This is a genomic window from Methylobacterium sp. V23 (assembly GCF_002917135.1).
Lineage (GTDB): Bacteria > Pseudomonadota > Alphaproteobacteria > Rhizobiales > Beijerinckiaceae > Methylobacterium.
This window is the reverse complement of the sequence record NZ_PDHT01000033.1, coordinates 12,284-36,162: the sequence shown is the minus strand read 5'-3', so window position 1 is coordinate 36,162 and position 23,879 is coordinate 12,284. Positions and strand designations below refer to the sequence as shown.

Annotated in this window: 25 protein-coding genes; 13 read left to right on the top strand and 12 right to left on the bottom strand. The window is 71.3% G+C overall.

Annotated features, from left to right (window positions below):
* Window positions 1–160: 160 nt before the first annotated feature.
* The gene (locus tag CRT23_RS22775; protein ID WP_103711905.1) at window positions 161–844 is read right to left on the bottom strand and encodes a HisA/HisF-related TIM barrel protein; all 684 of its coding nucleotides are present in this window, start codon (window positions 842–844) and stop codon (window positions 161–163) included.
* 68 nt (window positions 845–912) lie between these two features.
* Here CRT23_RS22775 and CRT23_RS22770 point away from each other — a divergent pair, with 68 nt between their 5' ends.
* On the top strand, window positions 913–1,944 hold the full coding sequence (locus tag CRT23_RS22770) for a hydantoinase/oxoprolinase family protein (protein ID WP_103711904.1): 1,032 nt from the start codon (window positions 913–915) through the stop codon (window positions 1,942–1,944).
* Window positions 1,945–1,984: 40 nt separating this feature from the next.
* Entirely contained in the window at window positions 1,985–2,185 is a 201-nt protein-coding gene (locus tag CRT23_RS22765) for a hypothetical protein (RefSeq protein WP_055951500.1), read from the top strand.
* 187 nt (window positions 2,186–2,372) lie between these two features.
* On the opposite strand, the gene CRT23_RS22760 is transcribed toward CRT23_RS22765, so the two are convergent.
* Window positions 2,373–2,819 (bottom strand): cupin domain-containing protein, encoded by a 447-nt coding sequence (locus tag CRT23_RS22760; protein WP_181017435.1) that lies wholly within the window; start codon window positions 2,817–2,819, stop codon window positions 2,373–2,375.
* Between the two features lie 102 nt (window positions 2,820–2,921).
* On the opposite strand from CRT23_RS22760, the gene CRT23_RS22755 reads away from it, so the two are divergent.
* Window positions 2,922–3,842 carry a LysR family transcriptional regulator gene (locus CRT23_RS22755; RefSeq protein WP_103711902.1) on the top strand — a complete coding sequence of 307 codons (921 nt, stop codon included), beginning with the start codon at window positions 2,922–2,924 and terminating at the stop codon, window positions 3,840–3,842.
* 128 nt (window positions 3,843–3,970) lie between these two features.
* Window positions 3,971–4,885 carry an alpha/beta hydrolase gene (locus CRT23_RS22750; protein WP_103711901.1) on the top strand — a complete coding sequence of 305 codons (915 nt, stop codon included), beginning with the start codon at window positions 3,971–3,973 and terminating at the stop codon, window positions 4,883–4,885.
* Between the two features lie 221 nt (window positions 4,886–5,106).
* On the opposite strand, the gene CRT23_RS22745 is transcribed toward CRT23_RS22750, so the two are convergent.
* The 7 genes from CRT23_RS22745 to CRT23_RS22715 all read right to left on the bottom strand — a co-directional run bounded on the left by CRT23_RS22745 (window position 5,107) and on the right by CRT23_RS22715 (window position 10,925).
* A complete protein-coding gene (locus CRT23_RS22745; RefSeq protein WP_103711914.1) occupies window positions 5,107–6,021 on the bottom strand; it encodes a YncE family protein in 915 nt (304 codons plus the stop codon).
* Window positions 6,022–6,095: 74 nt separating this feature from the next.
* Window positions 6,096–6,632, bottom strand: a complete 537-nt coding sequence (locus CRT23_RS22740; protein ID WP_055951490.1) for an SRPBCC family protein — start codon at window positions 6,630–6,632, stop codon at window positions 6,096–6,098.
* 30 nt (window positions 6,633–6,662) lie between these two features.
* Window positions 6,663–7,259, bottom strand: a complete 597-nt coding sequence (locus tag CRT23_RS22735) for a DUF447 domain-containing protein (RefSeq protein WP_055951487.1) — start codon at window positions 7,257–7,259, stop codon at window positions 6,663–6,665.
* A gap of 4 nt (window positions 7,260–7,263) precedes the next feature.
* A complete protein-coding gene (locus CRT23_RS22730) occupies window positions 7,264–8,856 on the bottom strand; it encodes a DUF6513 domain-containing protein (protein ID WP_103711900.1) in 1,593 nt (530 codons plus the stop codon).
* Window positions 8,853–9,464, bottom strand: coding sequence for a uridylate kinase (locus CRT23_RS22725; protein ID WP_103711899.1), 612 nt, complete (start codon window positions 9,462–9,464; stop codon window positions 8,853–8,855). The genes CRT23_RS22730 and CRT23_RS22725 overlap by 4 nt, the downstream gene beginning before the upstream one ends.
* Window positions 9,464–10,207: a (5-formylfuran-3-yl)methyl phosphate synthase gene (locus CRT23_RS22720; protein WP_103711898.1), complete on the bottom strand. Its 744-nt coding sequence runs from the start codon at window positions 10,205–10,207 to the stop codon at window positions 9,464–9,466. The genes CRT23_RS22725 and CRT23_RS22720 overlap by 1 nt, the downstream gene beginning before the upstream one ends.
* 187 nt (window positions 10,208–10,394) lie before the next feature.
* On the bottom strand, window positions 10,395–10,925 hold the full coding sequence (locus CRT23_RS22715) for a DUF3280 domain-containing protein (protein ID WP_103711897.1): 531 nt from the start codon (window positions 10,923–10,925) through the stop codon (window positions 10,395–10,397).
* Between the two features lie 245 nt (window positions 10,926–11,170).
* Between CRT23_RS22715 and CRT23_RS22710 the strand changes: the two genes are divergently transcribed.
* The 9 genes from CRT23_RS22710 to CRT23_RS22670 all read left to right on the top strand — a co-directional run bounded on the left by CRT23_RS22710 (window position 11,171) and on the right by CRT23_RS22670 (window position 20,032).
* Window positions 11,171–12,412 carry an ABC transporter substrate-binding protein gene (locus tag CRT23_RS22710; RefSeq protein ID WP_103711896.1) on the top strand — a complete coding sequence of 414 codons (1,242 nt, stop codon included), beginning with the start codon at window positions 11,171–11,173 and terminating at the stop codon, window positions 12,410–12,412.
* A gap of 159 nt (window positions 12,413–12,571) precedes the next feature.
* Window positions 12,572–13,582, top strand: coding sequence for a YVTN family beta-propeller repeat protein (locus CRT23_RS22705; protein ID WP_181017434.1), 1,011 nt, complete (start codon window positions 12,572–12,574; stop codon window positions 13,580–13,582).
* A 102-nt stretch (window positions 13,583–13,684) separates the two neighbouring features.
* The gene (locus CRT23_RS22700; protein WP_103711895.1) at window positions 13,685–14,134 is read left to right on the top strand and encodes a hypothetical protein; all 450 of its coding nucleotides are present in this window, start codon (window positions 13,685–13,687) and stop codon (window positions 14,132–14,134) included.
* Window positions 14,135–14,144: 10 nt separating this feature from the next.
* Window positions 14,145–14,396 (top strand): hypothetical protein, encoded by a 252-nt coding sequence (locus CRT23_RS22695; RefSeq protein WP_103711894.1) that lies wholly within the window; start codon window positions 14,145–14,147, stop codon window positions 14,394–14,396.
* The gene (locus CRT23_RS22690; RefSeq protein ID WP_055951466.1) at window positions 14,393–15,148 is read left to right on the top strand and encodes an ABC transporter ATP-binding protein; all 756 of its coding nucleotides are present in this window, start codon (window positions 14,393–14,395) and stop codon (window positions 15,146–15,148) included. Before CRT23_RS22695 ends, CRT23_RS22690 begins: the two co-directional genes overlap by 4 nt.
* Entirely contained in the window at window positions 15,145–16,080 is a 936-nt protein-coding gene (locus CRT23_RS22685) for an ABC transporter permease (RefSeq protein WP_244477274.1), read from the top strand. The genes CRT23_RS22690 and CRT23_RS22685 overlap by 4 nt, the downstream gene beginning before the upstream one ends.
* A complete protein-coding gene (locus CRT23_RS22680) occupies window positions 16,080–16,715 on the top strand; it encodes a hypothetical protein (RefSeq protein WP_103711893.1) in 636 nt (211 codons plus the stop codon). The genes CRT23_RS22685 and CRT23_RS22680 overlap by 1 nt, the downstream gene beginning before the upstream one ends.
* 264 nt (window positions 16,716–16,979) lie before the next feature.
* Entirely contained in the window at window positions 16,980–19,412 is a 2,433-nt protein-coding gene (locus CRT23_RS22675) for a TonB-dependent receptor (RefSeq protein ID WP_103711892.1), read from the top strand.
* Window positions 19,413–19,672: 260 nt separating this feature from the next.
* Window positions 19,673–20,032 carry a hypothetical protein gene (locus tag CRT23_RS22670; protein WP_055951457.1) on the top strand — a complete coding sequence of 120 codons (360 nt, stop codon included), beginning with the start codon at window positions 19,673–19,675 and terminating at the stop codon, window positions 20,030–20,032.
* A gap of 107 nt (window positions 20,033–20,139) precedes the next feature.
* Here the strand turns inward: CRT23_RS22670 and CRT23_RS22665 are convergent, their stop codons facing one another.
* The 3 genes from CRT23_RS22665 to CRT23_RS22655 all read right to left on the bottom strand — a co-directional run bounded on the left by CRT23_RS22665 (window position 20,140) and on the right by CRT23_RS22655 (window position 23,794).
* Window positions 20,140–21,666: an undecaprenyl-phosphate glucose phosphotransferase gene (locus CRT23_RS22665; RefSeq protein WP_103711891.1), complete on the bottom strand. Its 1,527-nt coding sequence runs from the start codon at window positions 21,664–21,666 to the stop codon at window positions 20,140–20,142.
* Window positions 21,667–21,774: 108 nt separating this feature from the next.
* The gene (locus CRT23_RS22660) at window positions 21,775–22,923 is read right to left on the bottom strand and encodes a glycosyltransferase (protein ID WP_245436495.1); all 1,149 of its coding nucleotides are present in this window, start codon (window positions 22,921–22,923) and stop codon (window positions 21,775–21,777) included.
* A gap of 298 nt (window positions 22,924–23,221) precedes the next feature.
* Window positions 23,222–23,794: a polysaccharide biosynthesis/export family protein gene (locus CRT23_RS22655; RefSeq protein ID WP_055951446.1), complete on the bottom strand. Its 573-nt coding sequence runs from the start codon at window positions 23,792–23,794 to the stop codon at window positions 23,222–23,224.
* Between the last annotated feature and the right edge of the window lie 85 nt (window positions 23,795–23,879).

Sequence of the window (23,879 nt, the reverse complement as noted above, 5' to 3'; positions counted from 1 at the left end):
AACACGACACGGGGCGGCCTTCGGGCCGCCCCTCTTCGTTTGGATACCCGGCGGCCTTCGAGCCGCCCCTCTTCGTTTGGATACCCGGCGGCCTTCGGGCCGCCCCTCTTCGTTGGATACCCGGCGGCCTTCGGGCCGCCCCTCTCTTTTGGGCAACCCCTCAGCCGCGCAGCGGCCCGTCATGGATGGCCGAGGCCACCAGGGCGCCGGCCACGCCGCGGCGGCGCAGGACCTCCACATCCGCCGGGCCCCGCACCCCGCCCGCCGCGTAGAGGCGGGTCGCCGGGCTCGCCGCCGCCACCGCCGCCAGACGGTCGAGATCCGGACCGGCCCCGACGCCGATCCGCCCGAGGGTCATCACGATGACGTCGGGCGGCCAGTGCGCCGGCGTGTCGTGCAGGCTGGAAGGCCCGAGGCGCTCGCCCTCCCGCGTGTCGAGGGAGAACACCGCCCGTGCGCCCAGGGCGCGCACGAGTCCGGCATCCGCCTGGCTCTCGCTGCCGATCACCGGCCGGCCGAGCCCGGTCTCGAGGAAGGCCTCGACCCCGGCCGCATCGGCGAATCCCGCATCGACCCACAGGGTGGTGCCGGGACAGGCCTCCGCGATGGCGGCGAGGCTCGCCCGATCGGGGGCCGCCCCGTCGACGATCGCGTCGAGGTCCGCCACGTAGAGGATCCGCGCCGCCACCGCCGCCAGGAGCCCGCGGGCCACGTCCGCCGGCGCCGACCCCTTTGCCAAGGGCGTGACGATCGGGGCATAGGAGGCGCGGTCGCCGGCCCGCGCCCGCACCACGGCTCCGTGGCGCAGGTCGAGCACCGGAATGATCTCGAATTCGTCCGCCATTCGGCTTCCTCCCGCGTTCAGGCCCGCCCGTGACACCACCATCCGGATCTCCCGCCGCATTTCCTGACATGCCGGTGATCGGCTGGGATCTCGGCGGGGTCCATGTCAAGGCCGCCCTGGTCCGCGATCGCCGCGTGGTCGCCGTGGTCCAGGTGCCCTGCCGCCTCTGGCGCGGGCTGCCCGCCCTCGACGAAACCCTGGCGCAGCTGCCCGACTGGGCGCGGGACACGGCCGACCACGTCGTCACCATGACGGGGGAACTCACCGACTGCTTCGCCGGCCGCACCGACGGTGTGCGGCAGATCTCCGCCTGGGCCGAGGCTCATCTCAGCGGCCGGGTGCGGATCTATGGCGGCCGTTCCGGCCTGCTCGCCCCCGAAGCCGCCGCCGCGCAGGCCGGCGACATCGCCTCGGCGAACTGGCACGCCACCGCGGCCCTGATCGGCCGCCACGTCGCCGACGGGCTCCTCGTCGATATCGGCTCCACCACGGCCGACCTGATCCCGATCGCGGCCGGGGCGCCGGTGGCGGCCGGCTACAGCGACGCCGAGCGCCTGGAGACGGGGGAACTCGTCTATACCGGCGTGGTGCGCTCGCATCTCGTGGCGCTGGCCGACCACGCCCCGTTCCGGGGCCGGCGCACCGGGCTGATGGCCGAGACCTTCGCCACGGCCGCCGACATCCACCGCATCCTCGGCGACCTGCCGGAGGGCGCCGACCAGCAGCACAGCGTCGACCTCAAGGGCAAGTCGATCCCCGAGAGCGAGACCCGCCTCGCCCGCATCGTCGGGCGCGACCGCGACGAGGGCAGCGCCGCCGAGTGGCGCGCCCTGGCGGCCCATTTCGCCGAACGGCAGCTCCGGCTTCTGCACGATGCGGCCGCCCTGGTGCTGTCCCGCCAGGCCTTGCCCGACGGAGCGCCCGTGGTGGTGTGCGGCGCCGGCCGCTTCCTGGCCGAACGCCTGGCCGCGCGCCTCGGCCGGCCGGCCCACGCCTTCACCGACCTCATCGCCGGCCACCTCGCCGAGGCCGGGGCCGACTGGGCCTCCACCTGCGGCCCCGCCGTCGCCGTGGCGCTGCTGGCGGCCGATCCCACCTGAAATCCTGGCCCACCCGAGTTCCTGGAGAGAGACCCCGCGCATGAGCACGCCGCAGAAACTCGCCCGCATCCTCGCCAGCCGTTCCGGCGGCGGCATCGAGCTGGCCCTCGCCACCGAATCCGGCCAGACCCTGCGGGTGCTGGCGACGTCGGACCAGATCGACATGCTGGTGGACGAACTCGAGGACATCCTGAACTCGCCGGAGGAGCCCGAATCTCCGGAGCCGCCCGCGGCGGCGTGAGGGCAGCGGGCGCAGGCTCGCGTGGCCGGAGCCCGACAGCGCGGTTCCGTCCGCTTGCGCCCCTTCCGAGCCCCTCGAAAGGTCCGCCTCGCGGCAGCTTGGTCGAGGATGCGCTCCGTCCGGGTGGCGTGGCGTCCAGACTGGCGGCTTCCGGAAAGGCGATCCGCACGAGCCGCCACCCGGCGCTTCACGCGACCGCAGGTCCCTGAAACGCGATGCCGTGCGCAGCACAGGCCGCGACCAGCGCCGCGACCTCCGCGTCGGTCGGCTCGGCTTGGGGCGGCAAGCCTTCTGTTTCCGCCGGCCGGGCCAGGCTGCGGATCATCGCCTCGAACCCACCCGTCGTCATCGACAGGAAGCGCGCTTCGGGCGAGACGACCCGGAACGAGTGCGGCGTTCCACCCGGGACCGTGATCGCGTCGCCCGGTGTCAGCCGACGAACCTCGTCGGCGATCTGCATGCGGACCTCGCCCTGCAGGATGTAGAAGCTTTCATCCTCGTCCTGATGGACATGCAGCGGCACGGCAAAGCCCTGCGCCATGTGGTGCTCGATCAGCGTAAGCCCATCGGCATTGTCGGTCTGCGACAGATGGATGGTCAGGCGGGCGGTGGTAAACCAGAGGGCAGCGGCCATGCGAACGTCCTGTCGGTCGGGTTGGGGTTCCCCAGAGCTACCGATTGCGATCCGCCGCGATAAGCTCGATGATCGTACATCGGTTGGCGCATGGGTGGACATATGAAGACCACCGATCCATTGGCCGGGATCATGGCGTTCCTTGCCGTCGCCGAGCGCGCAAGCTTCACGGCGGCAGCCGACGACCTCGAGATGGGGCGTTCCGCGGTCGGTGCGCAGATCCGCGCCTTGGAGACGCGGTTGGGCGTCCAGCTGCTGCAACGCTCCACGCGCGCCGTGCGGCTGACGGAAGCCGGGACGGTCTACCGGGAGGCGCTCGCCGACATCCAGGATCGTGTGCGGGCTGCCGGGCAAGCGGCGACGGCCTTCCAGACCGAGGCGGTCGGCCGCCTGCGGATCGCAGCCCCTCCGGACCTCGGCCCCGATCATGTCGCCCCGGTGGTCGCGCGCTTCCTCGCCGAGAACCCGGCCGTGTCGATCGACCTTCAGCTGTCCACCGATGCCGTGGACCTGATCGGGGAGGGTTTCGACCTGGCGATCCGCGGTGCGCTTGCGGTCGAGCCGACGCTGGTCACGCGGCAGATCGGTACGTCCCCGTTGATCGCCTGCGCATCTCCGGCCTATCTCGCCCGCCGTGGCCCGCCGGCGACCCCGCAGGACCTCGCGACCCATGCCTGCCTTCATTTCTCCGCGCTGCGCTGGGGCCGCAAGTGGCGGTTCGAGCGGGACGGTGCGGTGGCCGACTTCCCGATCCGGCCCCTTCTGGAGTGCAACAACGGGCCGACGCTGCTGGCCGCCGCCCTGGCCGGGGCGGGCATCGCGCTGGAGCCCGCCTTCGTGGTCGGTCCGGCAATCCGCGCGGGCGCGCTCGTCCCGGTTCTGACAGACTGGAATCTGCCGGTCATCCCGGTGCACGCCGCCTACCCGGCCAACCGCAATATCGCCAGCAAGGTGCGCAGCTTTGTGACCCTGTTGGCGGCCGCCTTCGCCGGTCATCCCGATTTCGGCGGCACACCGGGGTGACGGGCACGGACATCGTCGGCGCCGGGGGTTTCTCGCAGCCCTGATCCGCGGGATGCCTGGACGATGCCTGCGTCCGGCGGTCGGCCGCTGCCGGGGCAATTCACTCGTGCGGAAGACGGAGCATTGCGGTGGACCATATCCAGACCGAACTCCTCGACATCGCTTTCGAGAGCGGAGGCCCTCGGGACGGTCGACCGGTTCTGCTCCTGCACGGATGGCCGGACGATGCCACCGGCTGGCGCGGCGTCGCCCCGCTCTTGGAGCAGAAAGGCTATCGCTGGGTCGCCCCCTGGCTTCGCGGCTTCGGGCCGACACGCTTTCTTGCTGACCAATCCCCCCGCGACGGGACCGGCGTGGCGATCGCCCGGGACGCTCTCGATCTGATGGACGCGCTCGGCTGGAACCGCTGCGCGGTTTGCGGCCACGACTGGGGCGGCCGGGCGGCCTACATCCTGGCGGCGCTCGCGCCGGAGCGGGTGTCCTCGATCACGTCGCTTGCGATCGGTTATGCGCCGCGCGGGCGCTTCGCCACGCCGTCGTTCGAGCAGAGCCGACGCTGGTGGTACCAGTGGTTCATGACGACCGACGCGGGCGCGGCGGCGGTTCGGGACGATCCGGAACGCTTCGCGCGCATCCAGTGGGACACGTGGGGACCGACGGATTGGTTCGACGACGCGGTGTTCGCGGCCGTGGCGGGCAGTTTCCGCAATCCGGACTGGGTCGCCATCACGCTCCATGGCTATCGGAGCCGCTGGAAGCCGGAGGAACTGGACCCGCGCTACACGTCCCTGCGCGACGTGGTCGACGCGACGGACCTCCTCCAGGTGCCCACGCTCATGATCCAGGGCGGTGCGGATCGATGCGACCCGCCGGGGGAGTCGGAAGGCCAAGCGCGCTCTTTCGCGAACGGCTACCAGCGGGTCGTTCTGGACGGTGTCGGCCATTTCCCCGCCCGCGAGGCTCCTCAGGCGGTCGCTGACAGCATCATCGCCTTCCTCGATAGCCCTGGCGTCGAAACGCAGAGGAACGCCCGAGCCCGTTGAGGGCGGAGTCCCGGTCCGTGCGATCGGCACCGACCTCACGTGGACGAGGCCATACGCGGAGGACCCGGGCAGAAGCATCGACGGCCGCGATCGGACAGGTGGCGTCGGGGCCGAACGGCGCGGTCGGGTCGCGGGCGGGACGTCCGCTCCGGGGCGAAAGGCCCGGGTCCGCGCGCGACACGCGCCGGCCCTTCACGCGCGGCGTACCCAGCCTCCGACCCTCACCGCAGGAAATCCCCGAAGGACCGCGGCCCGTCCGGGACCTTGATCTCGCCCGTCACTTTCAGGGTGGTCGCGTCGATCAGGCTCAGGGTGTTCGAGCCCCAGTTCGCCACCGTCAGGGTGCGGCCGTCGCGAGAGGCGGCGATGCCCTCCGGGTGATCGCCCACCTCGATTGCCGCGACGTTGGTGAGGGTCTTCAGGTTGAACACCGTGACGGTGCCCGAATACTGGTCGGTGACGAAGCCGCGCGGACCCGCGAGGGCGATGACGTAGGGCCGCTCGCCCGTGGTCACCCGGCCGATTTCGTGCCGGCCGGGCACGTCGATCACCGAGACGTCGTTCGAGGTCACGTTGGCCGTGTAGGCGCGGGCCCCCTCGGCATCGAGGGTGATGCCGAACGGATGCTGGCCGACCGGGATCTTCTGGAGTTCCCGGGCCGTGGCGACGTCCACCACCGAGACCGAATCCCCCTCGCGGTTCGCCACCAGCAGGGTGGCGCCGTCGGGGGTCACGGCGATGCCGGAGGGCGAGGCGCCGACCTGGATCTCGGTGTCGAGGCGCGCACCGTCCGGCGAGACGACGAAGATGCGGCTGCCGTACCAGTCGGCGACGTAGACGGCGCCGGATTTCGGATTGACCGCGATGCCGAGGGGGCCGCCGGGCAGGGCGAGGGTGCCCGTCACGGTACGGGTGTCGAGATCGACCACGGCGAGGCCCGGCCCCTCGGGGCGGGTGACGAAGGCCGTGCGGCGGTCGGGAGAGAGGGCGATGCCGGCGGGCGCGCCGTCGATCGGGATCTGGGCGGCGACGCTGCCGGCCTCGAGATCGACGATCGCCAGGGTGTTGGCGCCCTGCGCGGTGACCAGGGCCTCATCGGCCCGGGCCGGCGCGCCGAGCAGCAGCAGGCCGAGCAGGGGGAGGCCAAACCCCGGGACGCCGGAGCGGAAGGGGCCGGCGAAGCGCCGGCCCGTCCCCGTTCGCGATGCGATCAAGAACCGCTCTTCTCGAGCTTGGCCTTCAGGGCGTCGAGGCCGGTGCGGTAGAGGCCGCGCACGGCCTTCTGCGAGGCCTCGTCGTTCAGCTCGGGCGGCGGATCGTTGTTCATGTAGCCGCGGTAGAACGCGCCGTCCCAGGCCACCTTGGACTTGCCGCCGCCGGCATCCTCGACCTTGATGGTGGAGGAATAGTCGTTCACCGGCAGGGTCTTCACGTCGACCTTGGTGATCCGGTACGAGTAGCTCATCTTCTCGGCGGAGTACTTGTACAGTTCCTCATCCACCGTGGCGCCGCCCTTGAGCGTCAGCGTGCGGGTGGCCTTGATCTCGTTGCCGCCCTTGCCCTCGGTCTTTTCGACCGGCGGCAGCCAGCTCATGTCCTGGAAATTGCCGATCACGGCCCAGACCTTGTCCGGGGCCGCGTTGATCTCGACGGTCTCCTCGACCTTCTTGCGGGTCGGGCCGTGCGCCTGGGCGCCGAACGACACCAGGGCGAAGGCCGCCACGGTCGTCAGAGTGAGAAACTTCATCGGGTCTTCGTCTCCTCGGGAAAGCACGTTCTAGGGTGCTGGGGGGGAACGCTCGAGGATGCGGTCGTCGCGGCCGAGGGCCGCGGCCACCTTGTCCTCGATCCAGTCCCAGGCCTCGCGCTCGGCGGGCCCGGCGGTCTTGGCGATCGCGATGGCGTGGTAGCGCATCTCGGTCAGGATCTTGTCAGGCTCCAGCATGTGCAGCCGGGTGGAGAGGATCGCCGCCTCCAGCACCGCCGCCTGCGCCCGGTTGTAGCCGAAGAACGGCACGTGTGCCGCCGCGTGGACCATCCGTCCCCGGTAGCGAGGTCGCACGGGATCGTCCTCGACGGCGGCGACCTCGAACTCGGCATGGCCGAAGCTCTCGGCGAGGCGCCGGCCGGGGATCCGCGCGCAGGGCACTGTCGCCCAGTCGCGCCGCCCGGTGACGGCCCCGGCGATCACCCGCACGTCGCTGGGGCTGGAGGCGGCGAAGACCGGGTTGTCGGCAAGGTTGCGGATGGTGGGGGAGGGCCGGAACGGCGCCAGGATCCAGTCCGCGCCGTCCTGGATCAGCCCGAACGGCACCAGGTGCAGCGCGCCGGCGCGGTCGGTGGTGGTGACGACGGTCTCGAGGATCAGGGGCATGGGGTCACGCCTTTCCCGTCGCGGCGCGCGTCGCGTCGGGCACGAACTTGCCGCAGACGATGCGGCCGCCGCCCTCCGGGGGGGTCTCCGACACCGCGTCGCCGGCCCCGGCCTCGCCCGGTCCCGTCGTCTCGGGCGCGACCGCCCCGGCCTCGGGCGGCGTGGCGTCGCGGGCCGCGATCTCGGCGCCGGCTGGGCCGGAATGCTTCGTGTGCCCGGCCTTCTTGAAGGCCGTGGTGTCCTCCACCGCGGCGTCGGCGGCCGCCCCCCAGGCCAGGGCTTCGTCCTGGACGTAGCGCTTGCCCAGCCGCCAGGCGGTCTCGGCCTTGGTCAGCTCGCCGCCGAGATAGAAGGCGTGGGCGCCGTCGCTGCCCACGGTGCCGGTCCTCTGGAGGTCGGGAAAGAACGCCATCGCGTCGGTGCCGATCGCGTGGATGTCGCGGTTGAAGACGTGGATTCCGTCCTCCGCCACGGCGATGCGGTAGTTCGGGTCCTTCACCTCGGCCGCCTGCACCGCGATCTCGTCCGGGGTCTGCACGTAGGGCCGCTTGTCGTGGAGCGCCAGCAGGGCGCGGCCGTAGCCCTTGGGCAGGGCCGAATCGGCCCGGGCCGCGAACATCACCCGGCGGGCGGCGTCGTGTTCCTCCACCGTCCGGCGGGTGTGGTTCGAGACCTGGACGATGAGCACGTTGCGGATGGCGAGCTCCGAGCACATCCCGACCAGGAGGGCGGTGACGCCGAGGCTGTCGGCCTCGGTGAGCTCGGTGAGGTTGCCGGTGCCCATCATCATCTCGATGCCGGGCCAGCGCCGCCGGGTCTCGTGGTAGCGGGCGATCGACTCGACGAAGCCGAAATGGATCGGCTCCAGGATCGGGTCGGCCATGTAGGGCCGCCCCGCCTTCTCCATGCGCTCGATGGCGCGATCGAGGGAGGCCAGGTCGTCGGGACGCACCGGCACCAGGACCGGCACGGCGTCGGTCTCGAAGGCGAGGTCGAGGGTCTGCTCGTTGAGACTGAGCAGGTAGTCGGCCCCCGCCCGGGCGCCCCGGGTCAGCTCGTCGAGGGAGAACGAATCGACGCTGACCTTGAGCCCGGCGCCCTTGAGCAGCCGCACGCACGCCTCGAGATGCGGGAAATCGGTGTCCGGCAGGCCGCCAAGATCGATCACGTCGGCCCCGCGCCGGGCGAGGTCGAGGCCCTTCGCCAGGATCTGCTCGGGCGTCATCTTCGAGGCGTCGACAATCTCGGAGAAGATGCGCAGGTCGTGGCGGGAGAGATCGACCGTGCGCCCGGCGAGCCCGAGATAGGCCGGCAGGTCGACGATCTCGTCGGGGCCGCGCTCCACCGGCAGGCCGAAATGCGCCGCCAGCGCCTCCGGGTTGGCCCGGCAGCGCCCGGGCAGGATGATGCGGCTGGCGCCGTCCGGAATCGTCACCCGGCGGCGGATGATCTCCTCCGTCATCAGCGCAGCGACCTTCACGCCGGCATCGGCGATGCTCCAGGCGTAGCGCTCCGGCGGCAGGGTGGCGGCGACCTTTTCCAGGCGCGCCTTGGCCATGCGGCCGGTGATGAAGACGAGGTGCTCGGGCGCGCTCATGCGGCGGCCCTTTCGGGGGCGGCCGCGGGCGGACAGGCCGCGCCGGGACCCAGGATGGCGATGGGCCCGGCATAGCGGGCCGCGAAAACCGGGAAGGCCGCGTCGACGAGGCCGCTCGCGGCGAGATCCGCCCAGTCCGTCGTCCCTGCCGGCCGCTCGGCGGACTTCACCAGGCAGCAGCGCGACGCGCCGATCGCGGCGGCGAGCCAGAGGGCGAGGCTGTCGGAGGTGACGTCCCAGGTCTCGGGGATGTCCGGGTGGCCGGCCTTCAGATCGGCCGGGTCCCAGACCGGGACCAGCCCGGACGCCAGGAGGGCCGCGAGGGCCTCCGGCGCGCGGGCGGCTACGAGGCGCGGCTCGAGCGCCGAGAAGATCTCGGCCATGCGGCCCATGGCGTCGAGGGCGAGGCGGTGGGCGAGGGCGTCGGAGAAGCCGAGGGCCGCCTGGGATGTGCGCACCGCCTCGGCGAGGGGCCCGCCCCCGGGGACGACGACGCAGGGCCCCGCGGCACCGTCGGCGAGGTGCGCGAGCCAGGTTCGCAGGCGGGGCGCGTCGGCGACGAGGCTGCCGCCGAGCTTCACCACGATCGGGGCGGCCGGTTTCCGCATCAGGCGGCGTCCCGCCGGGCCGAGGCGCGGATCAGGCGCACGGCCTCCGCCACCCGGACGGGATCGAGGGCCTGACGCCGGTCGCCGGCGCCGCAGAGGCCGCCGCGGAAGCCGAGGTAATGCGGCCCGAGGGGGGCCAGGACGGCGATGTCGGAGAGGGCCAGGGAGCCGGCGAGGCCCGAGACCAGGCCGTGATCGCGGCAGGCGCGGGTGAACGCCGCCAGCGCCGGCAGGGACAGGTGGTCGGTGAGCCGGCGCCCGTCCTTGCCCGCGGTGTCGATCATCGCGCCGAGGAAGCCGGCCCGGCGCAGGCGCGGCACGAGGGCGGCGGCATCGCCGGCCTCCGCGAACAGCACGGCGATCAGGCGTCCGGAGGCCGCCTCGGCGGCCCGGGCGAGGTCGTCCGCCGACACGGCGTCCCCCACGGCCACCTTCACCACGTCGATGCCGGTGGCCACCATGGCGGCGATGGCGGGAACCAGGGCCGCGCGGTCCGGCTCGCCCGCCACGGCGCTGGCGAGGGTGCGGCCGCCCACCTGCGCCACGATGGCGCGGACGGTCGCGGCGGGGAGGGCCCCCAGCGCCCCGCGCTCGGGGTCCTTGGCATCGACGAGGTCGGCGCCCGCGTGGGTCGCGAGGTCCGCCTCGTCCGCGTTCCGCACGCTCACGAGGAGCCGCGGCGCCGGCGCGTCGGCGTCGAAGGACCGGAGATCGAAGGATCGGGACACGCGGGGCACGGACATCAGCGCGGGTTTCGGTTGCTCGGGGCCTCGGGAGGAGGCCATCGACGACGCCCGGGTCGGGAAGCGCCGCGCCCAGGGTGGCGCGGCCGGGGCAAGTTCGGCCTCAAGCTGGCGCTTCCGGCCTGAACGCGGACCTAGCGCATGGGCGGGGATAAGGGAAATCCCCGTCTCTCGAAACGCCGCCCGGTCAGGAACGGTTCGGCAAGGGCTCGGTGAGGAGGCGGTTCTTCACCACCCAGCGCATGGCATGGGCCCAGGTGTCGTCGGTGTCGGCGCGGATCACCACCCGGCCGCCCCGGATGACCTTGCCGGTGGCGGCCTCCGCGATGGTGACGGTGAGGTTGAAGATCTGGTTGGAGCCCTTCTCGACGTAGCCGCTGACCGCGAGGTCGGCCCCGAGGGTCTTGGCGATGGTCGCGGCGCAGCCGTCGCACTTGTAGAGGGGCGCCTGCTTGGCGATCTCGGCCGCCTGGGGGGCGACATCCACGGGCTCGACGCTGTCGGCCAGGGCCTTGCGCAGCTCGTCGGTGACGAGGCCGAGGCGCCGCACCTCGTCCGGCCGGGCCTTACGACCGCCGACCACGCCGGGATCGAACAGCTCGACCCCGAAGATCGCGGCCTTCTCCGGCGCGGCCTGGGCGGGGCCCGCGAGAACGCCGGTGGCGAGGAGGGCGGCGAGGGCGAGCCCGCGCGCGGCGCGGATCGGGGACGGGGCCATGGGCGAAGCTCTCCGCTGGGGGCGGGGACGGGAGGACCGCGGGAACGGATCACGGGAACGCGCCGGGCGCCCGTGTGATCCCGCCGGCGCCTCAGTTCCGCGAGATCTGCCCGGAAACGGCCCGGCGCGCAAATGCCGCCGCGCCGTCGCGAGGTCGGCGCAAGGTTTCGGCGGGGCGCCCTTAAGAACCGCTTAGCAATCCGCGATTGAGCGCGGCGGCGCAATGTTGTTAGCCTCCCGGCCACATGCTCAGCCCCGCACGCCTCCTCTTCGCCCCGCTCGCCCTCAGCCTCGGGCTGTGCGGCCTCGCCCCGGCCTCGGCACAGGAGCCGGCCACGCCTCCCGCCGCGCCGGGGATCGCTCCGAGCGAGACGCATATCGGCCTGATCTACCGGCCCGAGCCCGCGCCCTCCTCCTACGACGCCGAGGCGGTGCCGGAGGACGAGGGCGTCGCCGGCGCCCGGATGGCGGTCAAGGACAACAACAACACCGGTCGCTTCACCAAGCAGACCTACGTCCTCGACGAGGTCGCCCTCGCGGGGGACAAGGCGGGGGACAAGGATGGGGTGACGGCGGCCCGGGACCTCGCGGGGCGGGGCATCCGCTACCTCGTGGTAGCGCTGCCGGCGGCCGAACTCCTCGCCATCGCGGATGCGCTGAAGGGGCAGGGCGTCACGATCTTCAACATCGCCGCCCCCGACGACCGCCTGCGCGGGGCCGATTGCCGCCGCAACGTCTTCCACGTCCTGCCGAGCCGGGCGATGCAGACGGATGCCCTGGCGCAGTTCTTCACGCTGATGCGCTGGCGCAAGATGTTCCTCATCGTCGGACCGGGGGAGAACGACCGCCTCTACGCCGACGCGTTCAAGAACGCCGCCCGGAAATTCGCCCTGAAGATCAACGCCGAGAAGCCCTGGACCTTCGGCCCCCTGGCCAAGGCGCGGGGCGACACCCCGACCCGGTCCGAGGCGATGGTGTTCACCCGGGGGCTCGACTACGACATCGCGGTGGTGGCCGACGAGGCCGGCGACTGGGGCGACTACGTTCCGTTCCGCACCGTTGACCCGCGCCCCGTGGCCGGCACGCAGGGGCTGATCGCCACCACCTGGCACCCGATGCTGGAGACCTGGGGCGCGGCCCAGGCGCAGAACCGCTTCCGGCGGCAGGCGGGGCGGCTGATGCGGCCCCTCGACTACCAGGCCTGGGCGGCGGTGCGCTCGGTGGGCGAGGCGGCGACCCAGAAGAAGACCGCCGACCCGGCGGTGCTCGCGCCCTACTTCGCCGACCCGGGTTTCAGCCTGCCGGCCTACAAGGGCGTCTCCCTCAGCTACCGCCCCTGGGACCACCAGCTGCGCCAGCCCATCATCGTGGTGCAGCCCAAGGCCATGGTCTCGGTGGCGCCCGAGCAGGGCTTCACGCACCAGCGCACGCCCCTCGACACCCTCGGCATCGACCTGCCGGAGACGACCTGCAAGTTCCCCGACTGATCCCGTCACGTTCGCGCGAGGCCCGGATCCGCCGGGCCGCCTGCGGCAACACGGTCTCCCGCCCGCTTGCGGTCCCGCGCTCCCCGTGAGACGGGGCTGCACTATAGTAACGCCCAATCAATCGCGCACGAGACAGCGATGGCCCCGAGGAGGAACCCCATGAGCCGCGGCGACAGGGCACACGTGTCCGGATCGGTACTGGGCCTGGCGCTGCTGGCCGGCACCGTCCTGGCCGGCTTCTCGCTGGCCAGCCCGGCGCAGGCCTACACGGTCTACGTCACCAACGAGAAGGGCAACTCGGTCAGCGTCATCGACACCGAGACGATGGCGGTGACCGGGACCTGGAAGGTCGGCCGCCGCCCGCGCGGCGTCACCACCAGCCGGGACGGCAAGGAGCTGTTCGTCTGCGCCAGCGACGACGACCGCATCGACGTGCTCGACACCGGCACCGGCAAGGTCGTGCGCTCCCTGCGCTCGGGGCCAGACCCGGAGCAGTTCATCCTCGGCCCCCAGGGCAACCTGCTCTACGTCGCCAACGAGGACGACAGCCAGGTCACCGTCATTGACATCGAGAAGAACAAGGTCATGGCCGAGGTGCCGGTGGGCGTCGAGCCCGAGGGCATGGGCCTGTCGCCGGATGGCAAGATCCTGGTGAACACCTCCGAGACCACCAACATGGCCCACTTCATCGACACCACGACCTTCGCGGTGATCGACAACGTGCTGGTCGATGCCCGCCCGCGCTTCGCCGAGTTCACGGCGGACGGGAAGTATCTCTGGGTCTCGGCCGAAGTCGGCGGCACCATCAGCGTCATCGACGTCGCCGCGCGCCGGGTCATCAAGAAGATCACCTTCAAGATCCCCAGCGTGAACGACGAGGCGATCCAGCCCGTGGGCATCCGCATCACCAAGGACGGCAGCAAAGCCTTCGTGGCGCTCGGCCCGGCCAACCGCATCGCGGTGATCGACGCCAAGTCCTACGCCGTGGAGAAGTACCTCCCCGTGGGCCAGCGCGTCTGGCAGCTCGCCTTCACCCCGGACCAGAAGCTGCTGTTCTCCACCAACGGCTCCTCGAACGACATCTCGGTCGTGGACGTGGCGGCCGAGAAGGTGGTGAAGAGCATCCCCGTGGGGCTTCTGCCCTGGGGGGTCACGGTCTCGCCGAACTAGGGCACGGGCCCCTCCCTCCGCGGGGAGGGGCCAGCGCCAGAGCGCCAGCAACGACCGCCTCAAGGCGGCACCGCCCCGGGGCGGCAAACGTGAGGACAACACATGAAGCGGACGATGCGGCGCACCGCCCTCGCCCTGGCGGCGATCCTCGCCGGCGGCCCCGCCTGGATCGCGTCGGCCCAGGCCCTCGACCTGACGAAGAAGCGCCAGAACCTGCCCGACCTCGTCCTCGGCAACGAGGAGGGCAACGACTTCGTCGTGGAGAACAAGGAGATCGAGCTCGAATCCGGCAAGGCCTACCGCCTGCGGATCGTCGCCAAGGGCCGGCAGGAGTACAAGTTCTACGCCACCGAGTTCTTCCGCAACATCTGGTTCAACCAGATCGTGATTCAGCACCTGGAGATCCACGGCAGCGGCCCGCCGGACCATTTCGAATTCGACGATCCGGGCGAGATCGCGATCGAGTTCGTGGCCATCCGGCCCGGCGAGTATCCCTGGTCGGTCCATGGCCTCGAATCCAAGGGCATGACCGGCAAGTTCACCGTGAAGTAGGACCCCCGTGATGCGCGCGCCCCCGGTACTCGCCCTCTCCGTCCTCCTCGCCCTCGGGAGCGTCGCCGCCCTGGCGGACGACAAGGCCGCCTGCGTGGAGGGCATCGCGATGATCCAGGCCGAACTCGCCAAGCCCGCCCCGGAGGCGGTCCAGCCCAAGCTCAGGAAGGCCCTGCGGGTGGCCGAGCGCGAGATGGGGGAGGGCGAATTCGACGAGTGCCTGGACGCGGTCGGCGACGCCGCGCGGGCCTTGAAGCCATGAGTTCCGGAGAGCGCGCGAGCCCCGCCCTCGATGTGGCCCATGTCAGCCACCGCTTCGGCGCGCGGGCGGCCCTGTCCGACGTTTCCCTGAGCGTCGCGCGCGGACACTTCACCGCCCTGCTCGGGCCGAACGGGGCCGGCAAGACGACCCTGTTCTCGGTGATCACCCGGCTGTATTCGAACCAGGACGGCCAGGTCTCGATCCTCGGCCATGCCCTGGACCGGGAACCGAGCCGGGCCCTCGCCCGCCTCGGCGTGGTGTTCCAGGCCCGCACCCTCGACACCGACCTCACCGTCGCGCAGAACCTGCTCTACCACGCCAGCCTGCACGGCATCGCCCGCAAGGCCGCCAAGGCGCGGATCACTGCGCTGCTCGACCGCGTGGGCTTGAGCGATCGGCGCGACGACAAGGTGCGGACCCTCTCGGGCGGCCAGTCCCGGCGCATCGAGATCGCCCGCTCCCTGGTGCACGAGCCCCGGCTCCTCCTCCTCGACGAGCCCACCGTCGGCCTCGACCTCGAATCGCGCGCCGACATCGTCGCCATCGTCCGCGCCCTGGTGCGGGAGGAGGGATTGTCGGTGCTCTGGGCCACCCACATCTTCGAGGAGATCGACGCCGGCGACGACGCGGTCGTGCTGCACCGGGGCCGCATCGTCGCCCGCGGCACCGCCGGCTCCATCGCGCAGGGCGACGAGACCCTGGAGGCGGCCTTCCGCCGCCTCGTCGCCGAACCCGCGCGGCAGGCCGCATGAGCACGCCCACGGATCCCATCGCCATGACTCCGAGCCCCGCTGCCCGCGCCACCGCGACGACCCCGCCCCCGGCCGTCGCGCCGGCGGAGGCGCCGGTGCCGCATCTCGGGCGCCTCGACGCCGTCGGCTACCTCATCTGCCTCGGCGGCATCGTGCGCCGGGAGCTGCTGCGCTTCTTCAACCAGAAGGAGCGCTTCTTCTCGGCCCTGGTCCGGCCGCTGGTCTGGCTGTTCATCTTCGCGGCGGGCTTCCGCAACACGCTCGGCGTCTCGATCGAGCCGCCCTACCAGACCTACGTGCTCTACGAGGTCTACGTGGTGCCGGGCCTCGCGGTGATGATCCAGCTCTTCAACGGCATGCAATCCTCGCTCTCGATGGTCTACGACCGCGAGGTCGGCTCGATGAAGGTGCTGCTGACGAGCCCCTATCCGCGCTGGCTCCTGCTGCTCGCCAAGCTGATCGCCGGCGTCACCGTCTCGGTGGTGCAGGCCTACGCCTTCCTGGCCATCGCGTGGTTCTGGGAACTCGACATCCCGGCCATCGGCTACGTGGCGGCGCTGCCGGCCTTCATCGCCTCGGGGCTGATGCTCGGCGCGATCGGCCTGCTGCTCTCCTCCATGGTCAAGCAGTTGGAGAACTTCGCCAGCGTGATGAACTTCGTGATCTTTCCGATGTTCTTCGCCTCCTCGGCGCTCTACCCGCTCTGGCGCATCCGCGAATCCTCCGAGACCCTGTACTGGATCTGCCAGCTCAATCCCTTCTCCCACGCCGTGCAGCTCGTGCGCTTCGCCCTCTACGGGCAGTTCGAGCCAATCGCCTGCGCGGTGGTCGTGGGGACCACGCTCGCCTTCTTCACCCTCGCCGTCGTCGCCTACGATCCGGGCCGTGGCATCATGGCCCGGCGCGGCGGCCCGGCCGGAGACAATTCCTGATGATTTCTCGCACGCTCCCCCTCCGCACCCTCGCGGGCCTCGCCCTCCTGGGCCTCGGTGCAGGCCCGGTCCTCGCCCAGCCGAAATCCGACCCGGACTGGCCCTGCGTCCAGCGCAAGGTCTCGACCCTGAGCCCGGGCACGGTCTGGACCGGGCCGGACCTCGAGGCGGCCGGCCCCTGGGGCGACGACTTCGAGGCCGCGGCCCTGGCCCAGAAGATCGCCTCGCGGCGCACGCCCCTGTCCGAGGTCGATCCGCTGCTCGAGGACTTCGCCGCCAAGGCCGGTGCCGACAAGGAGAAGCGCCTCACCCGGGTCTTCGCCGGCGTCTTCGAGGTGATCAACGGCGAGCGCAACAAGGTCATCGCCGGCATCGGTCGCTACGCCCAGGGCCAGCGCCGCATGGCCGAGCGTATCCGCGACGAAGCCGACCAGATCAGCGCCACCAAGGATTCCCCGAGCGTCCAGGACGCCCGCGACATCCCCAAGGACGCCTCGGAGCTGGAGACCAAGTTCACCTGGGACCGGCGCATCTTCCAGGAACGCAGCCAGTCGCTGACCTATGTCTGCGAGGTCCCGACCCTGCTGGAGCAGCGTCTCGGCGAGATCGCCCGCAAGATCCAGGCCCGCCTCTGACGCGGCGGCCGGTCCGGGGCCCTGGCGGGCCCGGACCGCTTGCCACTTCCTCCCGGGCGACTTGCTGAACTCTCCCCAAACCTTTGAAATCGTAAGAAAAATCGTGTCCGTTGCGCCACGCCATGTGACCAACGAAGCCGGGACCGCGCAAAAGCGCTGAATCCGCGCGGCGCGCGATTGTTCTCAGCAGCCGATCCTCGCAAGACTGTCTTCGAAGCCCCGACCAAGGGGCAGGCACACGAAGACGATCTTGGGGGACTGGGGATGACGAAGCGGACACTGCGGAGCAGCTTGCTGCTGTCGGTGGCCTTGCTGCCGAGCGCCGTGCTGGCGCAGGGCGCCGGCGGCCAGCAATCGGTGACGCTGAGCGAGCTCGACGTGGTCGCGACCACCCCGGTCGGCGCCACGGGCGGCGGCGGCGGCCAATCGCTCTACAAGATCCCCAACACCGTCGAGACCGTGACGGCGGCCGACTTCGCGCAGGACCGCGCCACCCTCGACCCGACCTTCACCCTGGCGCGCAAGACGCCGGGCGTGAACCTGTCGGACGGGCAGGGCAACAGCTTCCGCCAGACCCTGACCTATCGCGGCTTCGACGCCTCGCCGCTCCAGGGCGCGCCGCAGGGCCTCGCGGTCTACCAGAACGGCGTGCGCATCAACGAAGCCTTCGGCGACGTGGTGAACTGGGACCTGATCCCCTCGGTGGCGATCAACCGGATCGACATCGTCACCGGCAACCCGGTCTTCGGCCTCAACGCCCTCGGCGGCGCGGTCAACATCGAGATGAAGAACGGCTTCACCTGGCAGGGCAAGGAGATCACCGTCAGCGGCGGCTCCAACGGGCGCATCCTGGGCTCGCTGCAATACGGCGAGGTCATCGGCCCCTGGAGCATCTACTTCGCCGGCGAGGGCCTGCGCGACGAGGGCTGGCGCATCAAGTCGCCCTCCGAGATCGGCCGCGTCTATGCGGATCTCGGCCACAAGACCCTCGATTCCGAGTTCCACATCATCGCGTCGGGCGCCAAGACCTTCTTCGGTGCCGCCGCCGCCACGCCGGTGGACTTCACCCGCGCCGACGAGCGGGCGATCTTCACCTCGCCCCAGACGATCTCCACCGAGCAGGGCCAGATCCAGGTCACCGGCAAGGTCGCGATCTCGCCGACCTGGGACCTGCAGGGCAACGCCTATGTCCGCCGCCTCAGCCAGTTCGTGATCGACGGCAACGACGGCAATTTCGAGCAGTGCAGCACGCGCTCCAGCAACCGCGGCTTCCTCTGCTTCGAGGATGACGGTTTCGAGCGGGGCGGCCTCAGCGACCGCGCCTTCCGCGACCAGTTCACCATCCTGGGCCGCCAGGGCCAGCGCATCCCCTTCACGGCGGGCGTGCCCTACGGCACCCTCGACACGATCCGCACCGAGGCCACCGGCTACGGCGGCACCCTGCAGGCGGCCAACCGCGACCAGGTCTTCGGCCACAACAACACCTTCGTGGTCGGCGGCAGCATCGATGCGGCCAACTACACCTACAAGTCGTCGAGCTCCCTCGGGGTGATCAATCCGGACCTCAGCGTCACCACGAATCCGCTGAACCCGAACTACGGCACGATCCCGGGCCTCGGCACCGAGGCGCTCCGCACGGCGGCGGCCCTCGGCATCGCGCCGAGCAACGTCACCGGCTCGAACCTCTACATGGGCCTCTACGCCCTCGACACCTTCGACGTCACCGACGCCCTGTCGCTCACCGCCGGTGCGCGCCTGAACTTCGCCCGCATCGCGACCCAGGACCAGACCGGCTTCTCGCCGGACGTGACGGGGACGCACTACTTCACCAAGGTGAACCCGGTGGTGGGAGCGACCTACCGCTTCTTCCCCTGGCTGAACCTCTACGGCGGCTATTCCGAGTCGAACCGCGCCCCGACGCCCCTCGAGCTCGCCTGCGCCAATCCCGACCGGCCCTGCCTGCTGCCGAACTCGCTGGTGGCCGATCCGCCGCTCAAGCAGGTCACCGGCCAGACCTACGAGGTCGGCTTCCGCGGCACGGTGCCGAACTTCTACGAGAACGGCCTGTTCAACTACAAGATCGGCGCCTTCCGCACCGACCTGCGCAACGACATCCTGCAGGTCGCGGTGCCGGGCAACGCCGCCCGCGGCTACTTCGTCAACGTGCCGGCGACCCAGCGCCAGGGCATCGAGGTCTCGGGCGAGTATGTCGGCGAGCGCCTGAGCCTCTACGGCAACTACGCCCTCATCGACGCCACCTTCCAGTTCGAGGGCGAGCTGTCCTCCCCGAACAACCCGCTCGCCGATGACGGCCTGATCAACGTCCGGCGCGGCAACAACGTCCCGCTGATCCCGAACCACCAGTTCAAGGCCGGGTTCAACTACCTGATCACGCCGATCTGGACCTTCGGCATGAACTTCCAGGCGTTCTCGTCGTCCTACTTCCGCGGCGACGAGTCGAACATCAACCGCAAGCTGCCGGCCTACTTCACCGCCAACCTGAACACGAGCATCCAGATCAGCCCGAACGTGCAGGTTTTCGCCCTGGTCACGAACCTGTTCAACAACCGCTATGCCAACTTCGGCACCTTCGCCGAGACCGGACAGGTGGCGGGCAACTTCGTGATCAACGATCCGCGCACCACGACCCTGGTGCAGCCGCTCTCGGCCTATGGCGGCGTCCGCGTGACCTGGTAGCCCGACAGACCGGGTCGGGCGGACGAGCGGGGGCGCGGATCGGCAACGATCCGCGCCCCTTCGCATTGCCGGGTCCGCGTCGCGGCCCGCCCCCTGCGATGCACCCCGCACCCTGCGACGCACCCCGCACCCTGCGACGCTTGGGCCTCCAGGCGAGGGCGATCCGGAAAGGAACTCTGTCCGCCGGCCGGCGCTTCTCTCGCGACACCCCGACCCGGGCCGCGGACCTGCGTGCCCACCCTACCCCGGAGAGCCCATCCATGCGGATCACCACCGTCCTGCCCGCCGCCCTCATCCTGCTCGGTGCGGCCGGACCCGCCTTCGCCTCGTCCTGCTCGGAGCAGATCGCCACGATCGAGCGCCGCCTCGACAGCGCCGGCGCCGAGCAGGTCACGGGCAAGGAGCCGCCCGGCGGCCCGACCTCGTCCCACTCGGACAAGGCCCTCGACAAGGCGCCGAACGTGAAGCCGACGGATCCGTCTGCCAAGGCCAGCGCCGGCGGCGTCGCCGAGGCCCGCGACCTGATCACGAAGGCCCGCGCCCAGGACAAGGCCGGCGACATGAAGGGCTGCGAGGACACGATGACCGAGGCCAAGAAGAAGGCCGGCGCCCTGCCGTAGGCCGTCTCCGCCCCGATCCTCTGAACGGCACAAGGGCCGCTCCCCCCCGGGGGGCGGCCCTTGTCGCGTTTCGGGAGCGGTGGACCCGCCGCGTCGGCGGGCGTTCCTCAATAGGCGTTCTTGGTTCGGAACAGCGAGACCGGGGTCGCCAGCATGATCTTCACGTCGAACAGGATCGACCAGTTCTCGATGTAGTGCAGGTCGTGCTCGACGCGCTTCTGGATCTTGTCGCTGGTGTCGGTCTCGCCGCGCCAGCCGTTGACCTGGGCCCAGCCGGTGATGCCGGGCTTGACCTTGTGCCGGGCGAAGTAGCCGTCCACCACCTGGTCGTAGAGGGTGTTGGCGGCCTTGGCCTGGAGGGCGTGCGGCCGCGGGCCCACCAGGGAGAGCTCGCCCTTGATGACGTTGAAGAGCTGCGGCAGCTCGTCCAGCGAGGTCTTGCGGATGAAGCGGCCCACGGGCGTGACGCGCGGATCGTCCCGGGTCACCAGCCGGGCGGCGCCGGCATCGCTCTGGTTCACGTACATCGAGCGGAACTTGTAGACCTCGATCAGCTCGTTGTTGAAGCCGTAGCGCTTCTGCCGGAACAGCACCGGCCCGGTGGAGGTCAGGCGCACCGCCAGGGCGACCGCCAGCATCATGGGCGCCAGGGCCACCAGCATCGCGCAGCCGACCACCCGGTCGAAGATGCTCTTGGCGACGATGTCCCAGTCGGCCATCGGCTTGTCGAAGATGTCGAGCACCGGCACCGCGCCGAGATAGGAATAGGCCCGCGGGCGCAGGCGCAGCTTCGAGGCCTGGGCCGAGAGCCGGATGTCGATCGGCAGGACCCAGAGCTTGGCCAGCATCTGCAGGATGCGGTCCTCGGCGGCGATCGGGATCGTGAAGATGATGAGGTCGAGGCGGGTGGTGCGGGCATAGGCGACGAGGTCGCTCACGGTCCCGAGCTTCGGGTATCCCGCCACCACCGTGTCGGAGCGCATGTCGCCGCGGTCGTCGAACACGCCGACGATGCGCACGCCGGACTCCGATTCCGCGTCGAGGGCGCGGATCAGGTCCTCGGCGACCGGGCCGCCGCCGACGATGGCGGTGCGGCGGTCGAAATGGCCGCGCTGCTTCTGGGCGGTGATGAACCGCGCCAGGGCGAAGCGCCCGGTCAGGAGGGCGGCGAGGCCGGCGGCGAACACGCTGGCCATCCAGACCCGGGAATAGTGGTCGGCGATCTTGGCGAACACCATGGCGGTGGCCACCAGGAGGAAGGCCAGCGACCAGGCGCCCACCAGCCGCAGCGCGGAGCCGCGCAGGGTGCGGAAGGCCGCCATGCGGTAGGCCCCCGCGGCCTGGAGCAGGCAGACGGCCAGGGCGGCCAGGCCGAGGGCGGCGGCGAGGTAGCGCGGCGACAGCGGCACGATCCCGGCGAGCTGCAGGCGCTGAATGGCGATCCCGATCCCGGCGATCAGGGCGAACTCCCCGATCCGGACGCAGCCGGCCAGCACCACGGGCGAGAGCAGCTTCGGGGCGGCCGGGTGCAGCCGCGCCTCGGCGGGCGGCAGCGCCGCGGCCGGACCACCCTCGGACTGGGGTCCGAAGCGGCCCGCGGCCTCCAGCAGGTCACGGACATCGAAGGCGCTCATGGCTGATTTCCGGGCTCGGATACGCGTCTTGGAAACGGGGAGCGGGGCTGGGGGTCGGATCGGGACGGGGAAACGGACGTCACGGGGCCGGGGGTCCGCGACGGGGAATCACGGAGCCGTGGGTGCGACGGCATGGCCGGCGCCGGGAACCCGGGCGCGCAGGGCCGCGGCGTATCCGGAGAGCACGTCGGAGCCCATGCGGGTCATGGAGAAGCGGGCCCGGACCGAGGCCGCCAGGGTCTCGAAGCGCTGGCGGGACGCCTCGGGATCCTCGTCGAGGACCCGCGCGATGGCCTCGGCCAGGGCCTGCCCGTCGCGGGGCGGCACCAGGTCGGAGGCCGCGGCCCCGAAGATTTCCGGGATGCCCCCGACATTGGTGGCGACGAGGGGCTGGCACGCGGCGGCCGCCTCCAGCACCACGTAGGGCAGGGACTCGGCCAGCGAGGGCACCACCATGAGCCGGCCCCGGGCCAGCACCGGGCGGATCGCCTGCGGCGGCTCGAAGGACACCGCCTCGCCGAGGCCCATCGCCACGACGCGATCGGCCAGGACGGCGGAATCGGGGCCGGAGCCCACCATGAGCAGCCGCAGGGGGCGGCCCGCGGCGCGCAGGCGCAGGAGCGCGTCGAGGAGGAAGGGCACGCCCTTGGCGTCGCGCAACTCGCCGATATAGACGAGGTCGACCCGCTCCGCGGCCGGCACGACGGGGGCGAATTCCGCCTCGCTGATCCCGTTATGGACGATGCGGGTGATGCGGCGCGGGTCCCCCGCATAGGCCCGGTGGCGCCCGGCGACGTACTCGCTCTCGAACAGGAAGACGTCGGTGCGCAGGCCCATCAGGCGCTCGAGGCCCATGTAGAACCGGTGGCGCAGGGTGCCGGGCTTGTAGTTGTAGCTGCCCCCGTGGGGCGTATAGGCGCGGATCGGCGCGGGGCCGGGCACCACGGCCATGCGGGCGTAGACGCCGCCCTTGGCCCCGTGCCCGTGCAGGACGGTGGCCCCCACCGCCGCGGCGCGCCGGGCGATGGTGCGAAGCGCCGCCAAGTCGGAGGGATGCGGGTTGCGCCGCATCGGCAGGCGGGTGATGCCGAGGGCGAGGCAGGGCGCGAGCTCGGCCAGGGCCTGGGCGGCGCGCTCGCCGCCGGTGGAGGCGTCGCAGACGAGGCCGACCTGGTGGCCCGCCGAGGCCTGCAGGCGGGCGAGATCGACCACGTGCCGGAACAGCCCGCCCACGGGCGCGCGGAACACGTGCAGGATGCGCTGGGCGGGGAGGCCGCCCGAGGCGGCGCTGAGGGCCGCGCCCGGGCCGCTGGCACCGGACTGACCGAGAGGGAACGCGTTCACGACAGCTGCTCCACGCACCGTAGCGCGAGCGGCCCGGCCGCTCGTCCGTCGGGAGACCTTGGCGCGCCACCGGTGCGTGGACCGTTAAGGCCGGGCTCGCGCCGCGGCGTGCGAAGGCCCGGATCAGCGGAATAGTTCTCGAGTCGGTTAGGCGAGTCCTAACCGCCCCGGCAGCATCGTTCGCATCCGGCTGCGGCCGGGAGGCGGGCTCTCAGAAGAAGCGTTCCTTGATCACGATGGTGTCACCGGGGCGCACCGGGTAGGTCATCGGCACGATGCCGGAGACCAGGCCGTCCCGGCCCTCGCGGGTGAGCACGGCGTAGTCGCGGGCGGCGCGGGGACCGAAGCCGGCGGCGATGGCCACCGCGGTCTCCACCGCCATGCCGTTGACGTAGGGGTATTGGCCCGAGGTGGTGACCTCGCCGAGGATGTAGAACGGCCGGTAGGCGTCCACCTCCACGGTGACGTGGGGCTCGCGCACGAAGCCGGCCGAGAGCTTGGCCTCGATCGTCCGCGCGGCCTGGCTGGTGGGCTGGCCGCCGACCTTCACGAGACCGATGAGCGGCATGGCGATGTTGCCGGCCCCGTCGACCGCGTAGATGTTGGAGAGGTTGTCCTGGCCGAAGACGATGACCCGGAGGCGGTCGCCGGCGGAGAGGGTGTAGCGTGCACCGATGGAGCCGGTGCCCGTCGTGTCGAGCTGATCGGTCCGGAAATCCGGGCGCAGGCAGCCGCCGAGCGCCAGGCTCGACGTAAGAGCTAAGAGGAGTGATCGCCGGTTCATCACTACTGCCGTCGTGAGGAGAATTCGACTCCAGCCCTAAGCTGATATGGTTAACGAAGACTGACGTCCCGCACCGGCCCGCACG